Origin of the sequence: Nocardioides sp. Soil777 (assembly GCF_001428425.1) — a bacterium.
Taxonomy (GTDB): domain Bacteria; phylum Actinomycetota; class Actinomycetes; order Propionibacteriales; family Nocardioidaceae; genus Nocardioides; species Nocardioides terrigena.
In genome coordinates this window covers 69,719-85,511 of record NZ_LMSN01000005.1, presented here as the reverse complement: position 1 = coordinate 85,511, position 15,793 = coordinate 69,719, and the positions used below count along the sequence as shown (strand labels likewise).

General features: G+C 72.7%; 15 protein-coding genes. 10 read left to right on the top strand and 5 right to left on the bottom strand.

Annotated features, from left to right (window positions below; translation table 11 throughout):
* Positions 1-242 precede the first annotated feature (242 nt).
* Together ASG88_RS05940 and ASG88_RS05935 are read right to left on the bottom strand one after the other, a co-directional pair.
* Positions 243-914 (bottom strand): MOSC domain-containing protein, encoded by a 672-nt coding sequence (locus ASG88_RS05940; protein WP_056886515.1) that lies wholly within the window; start codon positions 912-914, stop codon positions 243-245.
* 27 nt (positions 915-941) lie between these two features.
* Positions 942-1,715, bottom strand: a complete 774-nt coding sequence (locus tag ASG88_RS05935) for a DUF427 domain-containing protein (protein WP_056886514.1) — start codon at positions 1,713-1,715, stop codon at positions 942-944.
* A gap of 92 nt (positions 1,716-1,807) precedes the next feature.
* On the opposite strand from ASG88_RS05935, the gene ASG88_RS05930 reads away from it, so the two are divergent.
* From ASG88_RS05930 to ASG88_RS05910, 6 genes are all read left to right on the top strand, one after another.
* Complete coding sequence (locus ASG88_RS05930) at positions 1,808-2,374, top strand: DUF1992 domain-containing protein (RefSeq protein ID WP_056886513.1); 567 nt, start codon at positions 1,808-1,810, stop codon at positions 2,372-2,374.
* Positions 2,375-2,448: 74 nt separating this feature from the next.
* Entirely contained in the window at positions 2,449-3,513 is a 1,065-nt protein-coding gene (locus ASG88_RS05925; RefSeq protein ID WP_056886512.1) for an HpcH/HpaI aldolase/citrate lyase family protein, read from the top strand.
* A 4-nt stretch (positions 3,514-3,517) separates the two neighbouring features.
* Positions 3,518-4,381 (top strand): HpcH/HpaI aldolase/citrate lyase family protein, encoded by an 864-nt coding sequence (locus tag ASG88_RS05920; RefSeq protein WP_056886511.1) that lies wholly within the window; start codon positions 3,518-3,520, stop codon positions 4,379-4,381.
* A gap of 22 nt (positions 4,382-4,403) precedes the next feature.
* Positions 4,404-5,675 carry a phosphotransferase family protein gene (locus tag ASG88_RS05915; protein WP_056886510.1) on the top strand — a complete coding sequence of 424 codons (1,272 nt, stop codon included), beginning with the start codon at positions 4,404-4,406 and terminating at the stop codon, positions 5,673-5,675.
* A 91-nt stretch (positions 5,676-5,766) separates the two neighbouring features.
* Positions 5,767-5,910 carry a hypothetical protein gene (locus tag ASG88_RS23455; protein ID WP_199907670.1) on the top strand — a complete coding sequence of 48 codons (144 nt, stop codon included), beginning with the start codon at positions 5,767-5,769 and terminating at the stop codon, positions 5,908-5,910.
* A gap of 115 nt (positions 5,911-6,025) precedes the next feature.
* Positions 6,026-7,342, top strand: a complete 1,317-nt coding sequence (locus ASG88_RS05910; protein WP_200956367.1) for an MFS transporter — start codon at positions 6,026-6,028, stop codon at positions 7,340-7,342.
* A 23-nt stretch (positions 7,343-7,365) separates the two neighbouring features.
* On the opposite strand, the gene ASG88_RS05905 is transcribed toward ASG88_RS05910, so the two are convergent.
* Genes ASG88_RS05905 through hutH form a run of 3 tightly spaced genes read right to left on the bottom strand, consistent with a single transcriptional unit; the run spans position 7,366 to position 11,655 of the window.
* Entirely contained in the window at positions 7,366-8,397 is a 1,032-nt protein-coding gene (locus ASG88_RS05905) for a M48 family metallopeptidase (protein WP_056886508.1), read from the bottom strand.
* A 46-nt stretch (positions 8,398-8,443) separates the two neighbouring features.
* The gene (gene hutU, locus ASG88_RS05900) at positions 8,444-10,099 is read right to left on the bottom strand and encodes a urocanate hydratase (RefSeq protein WP_056886507.1); all 1,656 of its coding nucleotides are present in this window, start codon (positions 10,097-10,099) and stop codon (positions 8,444-8,446) included.
* Positions 10,096-11,655, bottom strand: a complete 1,560-nt coding sequence (gene hutH, locus ASG88_RS05895; RefSeq protein ID WP_056886506.1) for a histidine ammonia-lyase — start codon at positions 11,653-11,655, stop codon at positions 10,096-10,098. The genes hutU and hutH overlap by 4 nt, the downstream gene beginning before the upstream one ends.
* Before the next feature lie 195 nt (positions 11,656-11,850).
* Between hutH and ASG88_RS05890 the strand changes: the two genes are divergently transcribed.
* The 4 genes from ASG88_RS05890 to ASG88_RS05875 all read left to right on the top strand — a co-directional run bounded on the left by ASG88_RS05890 (position 11,851) and on the right by ASG88_RS05875 (position 15,635).
* On the top strand, positions 11,851-12,552 hold the full coding sequence (locus tag ASG88_RS05890) for a helix-turn-helix transcriptional regulator (RefSeq protein WP_056886505.1): 702 nt from the start codon (positions 11,851-11,853) through the stop codon (positions 12,550-12,552).
* Positions 12,553-12,619: 67 nt separating this feature from the next.
* Positions 12,620-13,903 carry a vanadium-dependent haloperoxidase gene (locus tag ASG88_RS05885; protein WP_056886504.1) on the top strand — a complete coding sequence of 428 codons (1,284 nt, stop codon included), beginning with the start codon at positions 12,620-12,622 and terminating at the stop codon, positions 13,901-13,903.
* A 142-nt stretch (positions 13,904-14,045) separates the two neighbouring features.
* A complete protein-coding gene (locus ASG88_RS05880) occupies positions 14,046-14,852 on the top strand; it encodes a hypothetical protein (RefSeq protein WP_056886503.1) in 807 nt (268 codons plus the stop codon).
* A 33-nt stretch (positions 14,853-14,885) separates the two neighbouring features.
* On the top strand, positions 14,886-15,635 hold the full coding sequence (locus ASG88_RS05875) for an IclR family transcriptional regulator (RefSeq protein WP_056886502.1): 750 nt from the start codon (positions 14,886-14,888) through the stop codon (positions 15,633-15,635).
* Positions 15,636-15,793: the final 158 nt, after the last annotated feature.

Genomic DNA, 15,793 nt, shown 5'->3' with positions numbered 1-15,793 from the left:
CAAACGCCACGGCTTCCAGACCCCGGCCGAAGTCCTGGACCAACTACTGTCCAAAGACACACACGAAGACGGTGTTGCGTGACTGCCTAGATTCCGCCCGCCGATCCGGGGTCCGATCGTCACGGACTACCCCAGGATCGAGAGGTAGTTGGGGACGAAGTGGTGGGCCGGCGGCCGGAAATCCGACCGGATCGTCCCAAACTACGCGCGCAGGGAGTCCGGGCGCGGAGCCGGCCCAGGCTTCAGGCGCGCTTGGCGAGCAACCGGGTGAAGTGCGCGCGGCTCTCGCCGTCGAGCCCGTCGTGACCCATCGCCTCGCGAGCCGCGTCGAGGTCCCCCATCCATCCGGCGAGCAGCAGCGGGATGGCCAGGCCGGAGCCCGACCACTCGACCACGACCGGGTCGCCCGGGACGATCCGGCCGGCCTGCTCGACGGCGAGGTAGCACCCGCCGCGACCTCGCTCGGCGAAGCGCCGCACCCACGCCCGCTCCTGCATCCGGAACGCGAAGTTGGCACAGGGCACCCGCGGCGCGGAGACGCGAAGCACAGCGGTGCCGACCGTCCACGTGTCGCCCTGCTCGGCGGCGTCGACGTCGAGCCCGACGGTGGTGAGGTTCTCCCCGAAGAGCCCCGGCGCGAGCGTGCGGCCGAGCTCGCGCTCCCAGTGGTCGAGCTCCTCGCGGGCGAACGCGTAGACCGCCTGGTCGGCGCCCCCGTGGTGGCGGCCGCTGCCGATGAAGTCGCCGGCCACCCCGGAGAAGCCCTCCCCCGACGGCCCGCGACGCTTGCGCCCCGGGTCCGCGACGTCGATCGCGTCGACGGGGACCTTGCCGATCCCGGTGGGCGCCCGGCCCTCCCGGAGGACGGCGGGCGCGCCGACGTTGACGGAGAGGACGGCGGGTGCGGTGGCCACGGGACGACCCTAGGTGGAGCGGACCCGTCACTCCCCGCCCGGCCGCTGCTCGGCCCTGCTGAACGGCGACTCCGGCCGCTCCAGCAGGACCCCGTCGACCCGCAGGTCGACGAGCTCGTTGTAGAAGGCGACCCGGTCCGCGATCGCGGCCACGGCCGGCAGAGGCGAGGAGTAGGACCACGCAACGTTGGCCAGCTCGGGCGGCCCGGGGAAGGACCAGTAGCGGTCCGCCGTCCCCTTGTAGGGGCATGCCGAGACGTTGTCGGTGGGCACCAGCAGCCCCAGGCGGACATCCTCGCGTGGCAGGTAGTAGCGCGTCGGCAGGCGGGTCTCCAGCAGCAGCACCGGCCGGTCGCTGGCCGCGACCACCACGTCGCCGACCAGCACCTCGACGTGCCGCGAGCTGCGCAGGGTCTCGACGCGCTGGTGCGGGTCGCGCGCGTGCAGGCCCACCGGCTCGTCCTCCTCGGTCCACGCCAGCACGCCCGGCTCCCAGGTGAGCATCACCCGGTCGGGCAGGTCCTCCAGCGTCCAGGCACCACACTCGACGACCACGTCGTCGACCACCACGTCGTACCACTGGGCGACCGGGAGGTGCGGACCGAAGAACCACTCCCCGGCGTACGACGACCCGCTCGCCGGCCGCAGGACGCCTGCGGCCACCTCGGTGAGGGCGAAGCCGTAGACCGGCGGGAACGCGCCCGGCCACACCAGCAGCGGGTCCCGCGTCTCGACGACCAGCGTGTCGCCGAGGCGGCCGCGGACCCACTTGTCGATCCGCGCGGTGCGGAGCCTGCCCATCGATCGAGTGTGCCACCGGAGCCGGCCCGGCGACCAGACCCTCGAGAGCACGACCGCCCGCGACCTACGCTGGTGGCCTCGGAGGTGACGACATGACCGAGCAGGACCAGCACGGGGACGGGCACGAGGCGCACGGGGACCAGCGCCAGCACGAGCGTGCCCGCGACGACCGGACGGGACAGTCCGCGGCGGCCGCCCGGATCCAGCACCAGGGCCAGTGGGTCGAGCAGCAGCTGCGGATCGCCTTCGAGCGCGGCGACTTCGACGACCTGCCCGGTGCGGGCAAGCCGCTGGAGGGGCTCGGCACCGACCACGACCCCGACTGGTGGGTCAAGCGGCTCGTCGAGCGCGAGCAGATCAGCGTGCTGCCGCCGGCGCTCGAGCTGCGCAAGGAGGACGCGGAGATGGCCGCGCGCCTCGACCGGATCACCGCCGAGTCCGAGGTCCGCGAGGAGGTCGAGTCGTTCAACGCCCGGGTGCGCCGCGCCCGCATGCAGCTGCTCGGCGGTCCGCCGGTGATCACGCCCGAGCGCGACGTGGACGTCGAGGTCGAGGCCTGGCGCGAGCGTCGTACGGCCCGGGTCGAGGCCCAGCGGGCTGCGCTCGCCGCCCAGGAGCCGGAGCCCAGGCCCCGCCGGTGGTTCGGTCGCCGACGCTGAGGCCAGGACCCGCCGGTGTCGGGTATCCCACACGTCGTACCTGCTGGTAACCGGGTTTCGATAGGTTCCGCCCCATGCGCCCAGCCAAGGACTTCTTCCGCCCGCTCGCCGTCGGGGCACCCACGCCCGTGACCGAGATCCCGGCCCGCCCCAGCCGCGCGATCCACTTCTTCGACCCGTCCAACGCCAAGATGGCGGCCAAGGTGCCGCAGATGGTCGGCACCGTCGACGTGCTCCTCGGCAACCTCGAGGACGCCGTCAAGGCCGACAACAAGGAGGCCGCCCGCGCCGGTCTGGTGCAGATCGCGCAGGAGGTCGACTTCGGGCCCACCCAGCTGTGGACCCGCATCAACGCCCTCGACAGCCCGTGGGTGCTCGACGACCTGACCACCCTGGTGGGCGAGATCGGCGACAAGCTCGACGTGATCATGGTGCCCAAGGTCCAGGGCGCCGAGGACATCCACTACGTCGACCGGCTGCTCGCGCAGCTCGAGGCCAAGGCCGGCCTCGAGCGCCCGATCCTGGTGCACGCGATCCTCGAGACCGCCCGCGGCGTGGCCAACGTCGAGGAGATCTGCGGCGCCAGCCCGCGCATGCAGGGCCTCTCGCTCGGCCCGGCCGACCTGGCCGCCGACCGCCGGATGAAGACCACGCGGGTCGGTGGCGGCCACCCGGGCTACCTCGTGCGCCAGGACGCCAACCCGAGCCAGCCGGAGGCGCACCGCGACGTCTTTCAGCAGGACCTGTGGCACTACACGATCTCCCGCATGGTCGACGCGTGCGCGATGCACGGGATCTACCCCTACTACGGCCCGTTCGGCGACATCGCCGACGTGGTGGCGTGCGAGGACCAGTTCCGCAACGCCTTCCTGCTGGGCTGCGTGGGGACGTGGAGCCTGCACCCCAGGCAGATCGAGATCGCCAACCGCGTCTTCGCGCCCAGCGCCGACGAGATCAAGCACGCGCGCAGGGTTGTGGCGGCCATGGGAGACGGCACCGGCGCCGTCATGCTCGACGGCAAGATGGAGGACGACGCCTCCCTCAAGCAGTGCCTGGTGATGGTCGAGCTCGCGGAGCAGCTGGCCGCGATCGACCCGCAGCTCAAGGCCCAGTACGACGCCATCACGATCGAGGACTGACCCGATGACCGACTTCCGTCCCCGCCGCTCCGTCCTCTACATGCCCAGCTCCAACGAGCGGGCGCTGGAGAAGGCCAAGACCCTGCCCTGCGACGGGCTGATCCTCGACCTCGAGGACGCCGTCGCCCCCGACGCCAAGGAGTCCGCCCGCGAGGCCGCGTGCGCCGCGGCCGCGAGCGGTGACTACGGCCGCCGCGAGCTCACGATCCGGGTCAACGGCGCCGACACCGCGTGGCACGCCGACGACATGGCGGCCGCGTGTGCCGCCGGACCGGACGCGATCGTCGTACCCAAGGTCGACAGCGCCGACGCCGTCCTCGCCCTCGTGGAGGCGATGGTGGCCCACCGGGCGCCCGAGCGCACCAAGCTCTGGGCGATGGTCGAGACGCCCTACGCCATGCTCCATGCCGAGGAGATCGCCGCCGCCTCCGAGCGCCTCACCGTGCTCGTGATGGGGACCAACGACCTCGTCAAGGAGCTGTACGCCGAGCACGTCCCCGGTCGCGCGCCGGTGCTGGCCGGGCTCTCGCTCGCCCTCCTCGCGGCGCGGGCCACCGGCAAGGCGATCATCGACGGCGTCTACAACGACGTGAAGGACACCGAGGGCTTCCTCGCCGAGTGCACGCAGGGCCGGCAGATGGGCTTCGACGGCAAGACGCTGATCCACCCCGGCCAGGTCGAGGGCGCCAACGAGGCCTTCGCCCCCAGCGAGCAGGCGGTCGAGACGGCCCGCGGGATCCTCGAGGCCTGGGAGGGCCGCACCTCCCACGTCGTCACCCACCACGGTCGCCTCATCGAGGCACTCCACGTCGAGTCGGCGGAGCGCACGCTGGCGATCCACGACGCAATCCGGTCGCTCCAGGGCTGATCCGCGTGGCACGCTCGGCGCCATGACCGAGCACGTCGCCCTCCTCCACGAGGGCCGGGTCCTCGTCGACGCGACCGGGGCGCTGCCGGCGTTCGTCGACCCGGAGGACGAGAGCACCCTCGCCACCGCCCTGGCGCTGGTCGGCGCCGACATCGCCGTCGCCCCGACGGCCAAACTGCCCGACGGTCGCACGGTGCACGTCGTCGGACGACGCGGGCCGGCGCCCTCCGGCCGGCTGGTCCTCCCGGGCGACGTGGGCGACCCCGTGGTCGCCGAGGCGGTGGCCCGCGCGGTCACCGAGCTGGACCCGGCCCACACCCCGGACGCGCGGCCCGGCTGGTACCGCCCGGGGTGGTTCGACCGGGTCGAGGCCTGGGTGGACACGGTCCTGGCCGGTTCCGGTCGTCGCCGCACCGGCCCGCTCGTCCCGGTGAAGATGTGGAGCATCTCCGCCGTCGCCCGCGTCGTCACCGATGCCGGCGACCTGTGGCTCAAGGCGCCCTGCGAGCACTTCCGGGCCGAGGCGCGCGTGCACCCGACCGTGGCGGGCCTGTTCCCGGACCTGGTCCCGACGCTCGTGGCCGTGGAGGAGGCCGAGGGCTGGCTGCTCATGGAGCCGATGACCGGTGCGGACGACGCGGACCGGGCCGACGGCGCCGCGCTCGAGGTCGTACGACGCTGGGCCACCGCCCAGCTGGCGGCGGTCGGGCACGTCGACGGCCTGCTCGCGGGCGGCTGCCGGCGCCGAGGAGTCGACGAGACGCTGGCCGGGTTCCACCGGGTCCTCGCCGGCAGCATCGAGCTCCCACTCCTCACCCACGCCGAGCTCACGGCCGTCCGGGGGTGCGCCGCCGACGTCGAGCTCCTCGTGCGGGAGCTCTGGTCGGCGGGCGTGCCGGACACGCTCAGCCACGGGGACCTGCACCTCGGCAACGTCGCGTGGGACGGCCGGTCGCTGCGGATCTTCGACTGGACCGACGGCTGCGTGAGCCACCCGTTCCTCGACGCCTCGCACCTCCGGCACTTCGAAGAGGCCCGACCCCAGGGACCCGACCTCGAGGCGACGTACGCCGAGCCGTGGCGCGCGGCGTACCCCGACGCCGACATCGACCGCGCCTTCGTCCTGGCGCACCTCGCCGACCTGGTTTTCCAGGCCATCACCTTCGACGACATCGTGAGCTCCACCGAGCCCGGATCACGCTGGGAGCTCGGCGGCGTGGTGGCCGACATCCTGCGAGCCCTGCCCGCGAAGGTGGCCGAGCTCCGCGGGCGCGACCTCACCCTTTTGGAGTAGTCCCACCCGTGCGGGTGTTGGCGTTTCGTCCGCATATCGTGCAATGTGGCTGGTCGGTCTCAAAGTGAGACCTCTTAGGAGGGCAGCACCCATGGTCGTACTCGGCCTGATTCTTCTGATCGTCGGCCTCGTGGCCAAGATCTCCATCCTGACCACCATCGGCGCGATCCTCTTGGTCGTCGGCCTGATCCTCAACTTCGTGCCGATCGGCGGCAACAGCCGCCGGGTCTGGTAGCACCACACCAGGATCACGACACCGCGTGGCCCGGTTCCCCTCGTGGGGACCGGGCCACCGTCATGTCCGGGGCAGGGATTCGTGGAGTGTCGGTGCGAGGGGTGAAGATCTGCGCGTGAGCACGACGACACGACCGGGCATGCGCGCCTTCTGGTCCTCCCTCTCGGTGGAGGCCCGCTGGCTGTTGTCCACGGTCGTGGTGCAGACCCTCGGGCGCGGGCTCACCCTCCCCTTCACGATCATCTACATGCACGAGGTCCGGGGCATCTCCCTCGACCTCGCCGGCCTGCTGATGGCCTTCATCGCCGTGGTGGCCCTGGCGGTCACCGGGCCGGCCGGGGCCCTCACCGACCGCTTCGGCGCCCGGCGGATGCTGCTGATGTCCACCAGCGCCCAGGTCGTGGGCTGCACGCTGATCGCCTTCGCGTCCACCCCGCTGGAGTTCGCCGTCGGCTTCGTGTTCCTCGGGTTCAACTTCGGCGTCTCCTGGCCGGCGTTCAACGCCATGGTCGCCGCCGTGACCACCGGGGAGACCCGCCAGCAGTACTTCGGCATCAACTTCGCGCTGGTCAACCTCGGCATCGGGGTCGGCGGCATCATCGGCGGGTTCTACGCCGACGTCGGCGACCCGGCGACCTTCACCGCGATCTTCCTCGCCGACGCCGCCTGCATGCTGGTGCCGATCGCGCTGCTCCTCGGCCCGCTGCGCCACGTCCACGGCCGGGCCGAGCGCCCCCACGACGCCGACGACTCGGAGGGCTCCTACCTCGCCATCCTGCGCCAGCCGGTCGTGCTGTGGCTCACCGCGCTCACCTTCCTCGGGACGTTCGTCGGCTACGGCCAGATCGAGGCCGGGCTGCCCGCGTTCGCGCGCACCGTCAGCGAGGTCTCCACGCGGGTGATCGGCATCGGCTTCGCGGTCAACACCGCGACGATCGTGCTGCTCCAGTTCTTCGTGCTGCGCCGCATCAGCGGTCACCGCCGCACGCGCGTCCTCGTCGTGATGACCGTGCTGTGGGCCGCCGCCTGGCTGGTGCTCGGCCTCACCGGTCTCGTGCCCGGCACCGCCGCCGCGGCCTTCGGCGTGCTGGCCTTCAACTTCGTGTTCGCCCTCGGCGAGACGCTCCTCCAGCCGACCATCCCGGCGATCACCAACGACATGGCCCCCGACCACCTGCGCGGGCGCTACAACGCCGTCAACGCCGGCGCCTTCCAGACGGGCACGATCCTGGGTCCCGTCGCGGCCGGCTTCATGCTCAACCACGGCTGGTCGTGGGGCTTCGTGTCCCTCCTGGTGGCCGGCTGCGCGCTGATGGGCGTGCTCGCGCTCGTCCTCGAGCGGTCGATCTCGCCGACGGTCAACGGCATCACCGCCGGCGACACGACCCTGCACACCGACCCGGCCACCGGCGAGCCGGCCGTCACCGACTGACCCGGCCGCGCGGACCCGACGGGTCAGGCGCTCTCGGGCCCGCGGCGGATGCGCTCGTCGAGCCAGGTCCTGGCCGACCCCATCCACCCGGCGAGGTCGTGGAGGAGCTTGCCGAGGGTGTCGGAGGTCCGCTCGAAGCTCTCGGTGTAGCTCGTCGCCGCCTCCTGCGCCGCGGCGCTCATCGAGGCGGTGCCGTCGTCCTGGCGGCGCGGGTAGGCCCCGCCCAGGATGGCGGTGTAGGCACCGGAGTCGATCCAGCGTCGCAGCTCGGTGGCCCGGACCACGGCGAACGGGCGGGCCTGCTGCTGGAGCAGCGACAGCTTGATGAGCGACTCGCGGAGGTCGCCACCCTCGTCGTACTCCGCCCCCTGGGCGAGGAAGGAGGTGACGTCGAGCTCCTCGAGCGTGCCTCCGCTGGCGAGCTTCATGTGGGTGCGCAGCGCTGCGGTGGGGTCCTGGCAGGCCAGCAGGCCGGCCCGGTCGGCCGAGAGCTCGGCCTTGCGGGACCACTCCAGCAGGCCGACGGTGACCATCCGGATGCCGATCGCGCCGCCGGGGATCGCGCTCAGCAGGCCGGTGAGGCCGAGCAGCCGCATCAGGAGCGTGCGGTAGACCGCGTGCCCGCTCACGGCGTGGCCCAGCTCGTGACCGATGACGAAGCGCAGCTCGTCGTCGTCGAGGTGGTGCACCATCCCCGACGACACCATGATGATCGGGCGGTCCATCCCGATCGTCAGGGCCGTCAGCGTCGGGTCGGCGGCGACGTACATCTCCGGCAGCTCGGTCGCGTCCAGGCTCCGACCGACCTCGGCCAGCAGCCGGTGGAGACGCGCGAACTGGCGCTCGTCGACGCGCACGGCCGAGCCGAGCAGCGTCAGCCGCCAGGCGCGCTCGCGGTACACCCCCGACATGGTCTTGAGCAGCGCGTCGAAGCCCTTGAGCTTGCGCAGCGCCACCAGCGCACCGCGGTCCGCAGGGTGCTCCCATGCGCGTGAGCTGATCTCGGTCAACGGGACGCGTGAGCGTGCCGGCTTCTTCTCCCCCGAAGTGGCCATGGCGGCATCCTGACCCAGACGGACCCCACCTGTCAGGGTTTTCCTGTCAGCCCTCCTGCATCGGGATCCGTACGCCGCGCTCGCGGGCCACCTCGCCGGCGCGGTCGTAGCCCGCGTCCACGTGCCGGATGACTCCCATGCCGGGGTCGTTGGTGAGCACCCGCTCGATCTTCTCGGCCGCGAGCGCCGTCCCGTCCGCGACGCACACCTGGCCGGCGTGGATCGAGCGGCCCATGCCGACGCCGCCGCCGTGGTGGATCGAGACCCAGGTCGCGCCCGACGCGGTGTTGACCAGCGCGTTGAGCAGCGCCCAGTCGGCGATCGCGTCCGAGCCGTCGAGCATGGCCTCGGTCTCGCGGTAGGGCGAGGCGACCGAGCCGCAGTCGAGGTGGTCGCGGCCGATGACGACGGGCGCCTTGAGCTCGCCCGAGGCGACCATCTCGTTGAACTTGAGCCCGGCGAGGTGGCGCTCGCCGTAGCCGAGCCAGCAGATCCGCGCGGGCAGGCCCTGGAAGGCCACCCGCTCACCGGCCATGGTGATCCACTTGTGGAGCCGCTCGTTGTCGGGGAAGAGCTCGAGGATCGCCTTGTCCGTGGCCGCGATGTCGGCCGGGTCGCCCGACAGCGCCGCCCAGCGGAACGGGCCCTTGCCCTCGCAGAAGAGCGGCCGGATGTACGCCGGGACGAAGCCGGGGAACTCGAAGGCCCGGTCGTAGCCGCCCTTGCGCGCCTCGTCGCGGATGGAGTTGCCGTAGTCGAAGACCTCGGCGCCCTTGTCCTGGAACTCCACCATCGCCCGCACGTGCGTGGCCATGGAGGCCTGCGCGGCCTTGGTGAAGCCGGCCGGGTCGGCCTCCCGCTGGGCCTGCCACTCCTCGAAGGGCACGCCGACCGGCAGGTAGAACAGCGGGTCGTGCGCGGAGGTCTGGTCGGTGACGATGTCGATCGGGGCGTCCTGCTCGAGCAGGGCCGGCAGCATCTCGGCCGCGTTGCCGAGCACCCCGATCGAGAGCGGCCGCCGCGCGTCGCGCGCCTCGACCGCGAGCTCGAGCGCGTGCTCCAGCGAGTCGGCCTGCACGTCGAGGTAGCGGTGCTCGATGCGCCGGGCGATCCGGGCCGGGTCGCACTCGATGCAGATCGCGACCCCGTCGTTCATGGTCACGGCCAGCGGTTGGGCGCCACCCATCCCGCCGAGCCCGGCGGTGAGGGTGATGGTGCCGGCCAGGGTCCCGTCGAAGCGCAGGTCGGCGATCGCCGCGAAGGTCTCGAACGTGCCCTGCAGGATCCCCTGGGTGCCGATGTAGATCCACGAGCCGGCGGTCATCTGGCCGTACATCGTGAGCCCGAGGTCCTCGAGCCGGCGGAACTCCTCCCAGTTGGCCCAGTCGCCGACGAGGTTGGAGTTGGCGATGAGCACGCGGGGCGCCCACTCGTGGGTGCGCATGACACCGACGGGCTTGCCGGACTGCACGAGCATCGTCTCGTCGTCCTCGAGGTCGCGCAGCGTCCGCACCAGGGCGTCGTACGCCTCCCAGCTGCGCGCCGCCTTGCCGGTGCCGCCGTAGACGACGAGGTCCTCGGGCCGCTCGGCGTTGGCCGGGTCGAGGTTGTTCATCAACATCCGCAGCGGCGCCTCGGTCTGCCAGGACTTGGCGGACAGCTCGGTGCCGGTGGCGGCGTGGATGGGCAGGCGATCGTTCACTGCAGTTCTCCGATCACGGACTGGGCGGCCTCGAGGACCGCACCGCTGGCGACGAGCGAGACGGCCGTCTCGATCTCGGGTGAGAGGTAGCGATCGGGGCCCGGGCCCTCGACCCCGGACTCCCGGAGGAGGCGTACGACGGCGCCGGTGGCCGGCGACGGCTCGAGCTGGCGCATGTCGAGGGCGCGGGCGGCGGTGAGGACCTCGATGGCGACGACCCGGGTGAGCCCGTCCACGGACCGGCGCAGCTTGCGGGCGGCGGACCAGCCCATGGAGACGTGGTCCTCCTGCATGGCGCTGGACGGGATCGAGTCGACGCTCGCCGGGACGGCGAGGCGCTTGAGCTCGGAGACGATCGCGGCCTGGGTGTACTGCGCGATCATGTGACCGCTGTCCACACCGGGGTCGCTCGCCAGGAACGGGTTGAGGCCGTGGCTGCGCGCCTTGTCGAGGAACCGGTCCGTACGCCGCTCGCTGATCGAGGCGACGTCGGCCGTCACGATCGCGAGGAAGTCGAGCACGTAGGCGACCGGGGCGCCGTGGAAGTTGCCGTTGGACTCGACACGTCCCTCCTCCGCGAGCACGACCGGGTTGTCGACCGCGGAGGCGAGCTCGCGACCGGCGACGGTCGCGGCGTGCTCGACGGTGTCGCGGGCCGCGCCGTGCACCTGGGGCGAGCAGCGCAGGGAGTAGGCGTCCTGGACGCGGTTGCAGTCGCCGGTCCGGTGCGAGGCGACGATCGCCGAGTCGGCCATCAGCGCGGTGAGGTTGGCGGCCGAGAGCGCCTGGCCGGGGTGCGGGCGAATCGCCTGGAGCTCGGGGGCGAAGACCCGGTCGGTGCCGAGCTGGCCCTCCACGCTCATCGCGGCGGCGACGTCGGCGGTGCGCAGCAGCATCCGCAGGTCGCTGATGGCCATCACGAGCATGCCGAGCATGCCGTCGGTGCCGTTGATCAGCGCCAGCCCCTCCTTGGCGGCCAGCTCGACCGGGGTCAGCCCGGCCGCGGCGAGCGCCTCGGCGGCGGGCAGGAGGGTGCCCGACGCGTCGCGCACCTCGCCCTCCCCCATCAGCGCGAGGGCGCAGTGCGACAGCGGGGCGAGGTCACCCGAGCAGCCCAGCGAGCCGTACTCGCGCACCACGGGTGTGATGCCCGCCGAGAGCATGTCGGCCATGAGGCCGGCGGTCTCGCGGCGTACGCCGGTGTGCCCGGTCGCGAGCGTCGACAGGCGCAGCAGCATCAGCGCCCGGACCACCTCGCGCTCGACCTCGGGCCCGGACCCGGCCGCGTGCGAGCGCACCAGCGAGCGCTGCAGCTGGGCGCGCATCTCGGTCGGGATGTGCCGGGTGGCGAGGGCGCCGAACCCGGTCGAGATGCCGTACGCCGGCGTGGGCGCCGCGGCCAGCTCGTCGACGACCGCACGGGCCCCGTCGATTGCCGCCAGCGCGTCGTCACCGATCCGGACGGCCGCGCCGTCGCGGGCCACCGCGAGGACGTCGGTGAAGGAGACGGGTCCGATGCCGACGGTCACGGCCGGCGGGGAGGGGGTGTGGCTCATGACCTCATCCAATCCCGCGGCGGCTCCGGGCGACAGGCCTCGACGGACAGCCTCGTCTCGGATCCGAGACGAGGCTGCCAGACCATCCGGACCCACTGCCCCGTCCGATCACCACGGACTGCCCCGTGCGAGCCATTCCCCGACGACGTCCCGGACTCGTACCCTCGAAGGAGGGAACGGGAGGAGGGCTGCGCCGTGCCCACACTCACCCTGACCGAGGTCCAGCAGGCGGCACTGCGGTCGCTGATGACGATCGACGCCGTCCGCGAGCCGATGCTCCCCCCGCCCGAGACCCTGCGGCTCATCGGGGCACTGGTGCCGTGCGACGCCATGGGGATCGCTGTGGTCGCCGATGACGGGACCTGCGCGGAGGAGGTCGTCCTGCCGCCCTCCTGGACGGCCATGCTCCTCGACGACGAGGTGTCCGGAGCGGTTCCCCTGGGGGTCGTGCACAGGGGACGGCACCGCGACGAGGCCGACGCCTGCGGCGCACTGGAGGGCGTTGCGGACGGCCTCGCCGTCGGATTCCCCCTGGGGGTCGACGCGGTCGGCCAGCTCTGGTTCGACCGGACGCACCAGGAGTTCACGGACGACGACGTCGCGCGACTCGAGCTCATCACCCCGCTCCTCCAGCGTCTCATGGGCGCACGCGCCACCCCCCTGCTCCCGGGCACCCTGACCGTGCAGGAACAGCGCGTCCTGTTGCTGGTGGCCGACGGCATGTCCAACGCGGAGATCGCGGCCCGCCTCTTCGTGTCCGTCTGCACGGTCCGCAAGCACCTCGAGAACGCCTACCGCAAGCTCGGTGTGCACAACCGGATGGCCGCGGTCGTGGCCCTGGAGGGCGGTCCGTCCGGTCGCCACGAGCCCGACCCGAGGATCCCGAAATTCGCCTGAAGGCGAATGTCCCCCGCTCCGCGCCGGCAGAACACTCGAGGGACCACCCCTGTCGAAAGGCACCCTCATGACGTCACTCCGTCGCGTCCTGCCCGCGCTCGGGACCAGCCTCCTCGTCGTGCCGCTGCTCGTCTCCGGCACCACCGCGCACACCGCCGCCCCCGACGGCCGAGCGTCCGCCGCACGGACGACCACGTCCGGACACGTGTGGCCCGCAGCGACGGCCGTCGCCTGGCAGCGCATCGCCATCCGCACGATCTACACCGAGGGAGCGCTGGCCCCACCCGTCGGAGGGCTCTACCTCGCCTTCACCTCCCAGGCCGTGCACGACGCCGCGCTCGGAGCCCGGCACCGGGGTCGGGTCGTGGCGGCGGCGGCCGTGGCGACCGCGGCCCACGACGTCCTGGAGCAGTACTTCCCGGCGTCGGACGTCGCCCTGGATGCCGACCTGGCCATGACGATGGCGACACTCCCCACGGCCCCGTGGGCCGCGGCGCGCGCCGCGATCGGGACCGCCATCGGGGCCGCGGCAGCCGACGCGGTCATCGCCTCGCGCGTCGACGACGGGCGGGGGGATCCGTCGATCGCGTACACCAAGACAGCGGCTCCTGGCGTCTGGCCCGCCAGCGGGCCTGGCGGGATGTCGGCCGCGTGGCTCGGCTTCGTCGACCCACTCATCGACGTCGAGCCGGTGGCCCTCAACGGTCCCGACGCCCTGACCAGCCCCGGCTACGCCAAGGACTACGACGAGGTGCGTCGGCTCGGCTCCACCACCTCCACCGAGCGCACGGCGCGGCAGACGGCCATCGCCCTCTTCTTCGTGCCCAACGCCGTCGTGACCTACCGCGACGCGCTCTGTCGCTACCTCGACCATGCACCGATGGGCCTGCGGGCGACCACCCGCATGTTCGCCCGCATCGACGTGGCGGTCGCCACGACCTTCATCGCCGCATGGCGGCTCAAGTTCGACGTCGGCTTCTGGCGCCCCTTCCAGGCCATTGCCGGCGCCGCGGGCGACGACAACCCCGCGACCACGCCGGAGCAGGGCTGGGCCCCGCTCGTGCCCAACCCGACGTACTCCGACTACACGTCCGGGCACGCCGCGGGCACCTCCCCCTTCGCCGAGGTCGTCCGCCGGACGCTCGGCGACGACGTGCCCCTGGTCCTGCGGGCGGTTCCGGACGCCACCACCGGTGTCGTGGTGGAGCGGAAGTACGCCACGTTGACCGCGCTGGAGCACGATGCCCTGCACGCGCGGATCTGGAGCGGTCTGCACTTCCGCGACGCCATGCGGGACGGCTACCGCCTGGGGCACACCACCGCCCGCAGGGTCATCAGGGCGTTGCGCTGACGGACCGATCACCTCCTCCGGGCACGGGATCTCGCATCCGAGACTCCATCCCGGAGGAGGTATCTCGTGGGCGAGACACGCGCCTAGGGTGACGGGAGGTACGGCGCCGCCCGAGGTCGTCGTACGGGACGAAGGAGCAACCGTGACCACCCAGCAGATCATCTGGATCGTCGTCATCGCCGTGGCGGCGCTGGCCATCATCGGGTTCATCGTCTCGTCGATGCGCAAGCGGAGCCAGCAGGACAACCGGGCGCGTGCGGCCGAGATCCGCGAGCAGGCCGAGGCCAAGGCGGCGGTCATCCCCGAGGCGCAGGCCCGGGCCGAGGCGGAGGAGGCCCGCGCCGAGCAGGTCCGGCTCGAGGCCGAGCGTGCCGAGGAGCGGGCCCGCGAGGCCCGCGGCGCGGTCGCGCAGGAGGAGGCGCTCCACGAGGACCGCATCCGCGCCGCCGACCGGCTCGACCCCGACGTCGACCACAAGGCCAAGGACTACACGCCCGGCTCCCACGCCGCCGAGCGCACCGAGCCCGAGGCCGCGGACCCGCACCCCTCGGGCGCGTCGATGGGCACGCACGCCGCGGACAGCTCCACCCACACCGACGCGCACGTGGACCGGACCTCCGCCCCGTCCGGTGCGGTGGACGAGCACCCCACCGAGCAGCACCCCACGGAGCAGCACGTCGCCGGGGAGCCCGCCCACGACGAGCACCCCACGATGACTGACGCCACGGAGGAGCGCGCCCGCGACGAGCACGCCACGACGAGCGACCCCGAGACGATCTTCGACAGCCGCGACTCCGAGACCAGCTCGACGGACTCGTCCACGTCGGAGACCCCCACCACGCCCGGCCGGCGCATCGACCCCGACGCCGCGCCCGAGCCCGACTGGACCGACCCCGACCAGCGCGACGGGACGGCCGGTGGCACCACCGGAGGGTCGCACCGAGCCTGAGCGACGCGTCCGGATCGGGCAGGATGTGGCGCCATGAGCCAGGTCCCGGCGGCGTCGCGCACGCTGCGGGTGCTGCGCTTCCTGGCCAGCCAGCCCGATCCGGTGCCCCTCGACCGGATCATGCGCGCGTGCGACCTGCCGCGCAGCACGGCGTACCACCTCGTCAACACGATGATCGACGAGGGCTTCGTGGTGCACCTCGCCGACGACCGCCGCTACGGCCTCGGTGTCGCGGCGTTCGAGGTCGGCACCGGCTACGCCCGGCAGGAACCGCTCGGCCGGATCGCCCGCAGGCCGCTCGCCGCCCTGGTCGACCGCACCGGTCACGGCGGACACCTCGCGGTGCTGCACGGTCGTGACGTCCTCTACGTGCTGGAGGAGCGGGCGCCCGGCCGGCCGCCGCTCGTCACCGACGTCGGGGTCCGCCTGCCCGCCCACCTCACCGCCAGCGGCCGGGCGATCCTGATGTCGCTCCCGGCCAGCCAGGTCCGCGCGCTCTATCCCGACCGGGCCAGCTTCGTGGACCGGGTGGGCACCGGACCGACCTCGCCCAGCGCCCTGCGCACCGTGCTGTCCGAGGCACGGCAGCGGGGTCACGCCGTCGAGGACGGCGAGGTCAGCCCCGGGCTGGCCAGCGTCGCCGCGCCCGTGCTCGACCACAACCAGCACCCGGTGGCCGGGGTGGCGGTGACGTTCCCCGTCGACGAGGACGTCGACCGCGAGCGCCTGGCGAGCGCCGTCCGCGCGACGGCGCAGTCGCTGACACGCCGCCTCGGCGGCTGACGGACAGAGGGCCTGGGCGGCTGAGGGCGGAGCGCCTGGGCGGTCGACAGACCCTCAGCGGTCATCCCCCGAGACGACTAACGCCGGGTGGTCGATGACCACCCGGCGTTGTCTCTTGTCTGCGATCGAGGTGACACCGTGACTGCGGAACGGGCCCA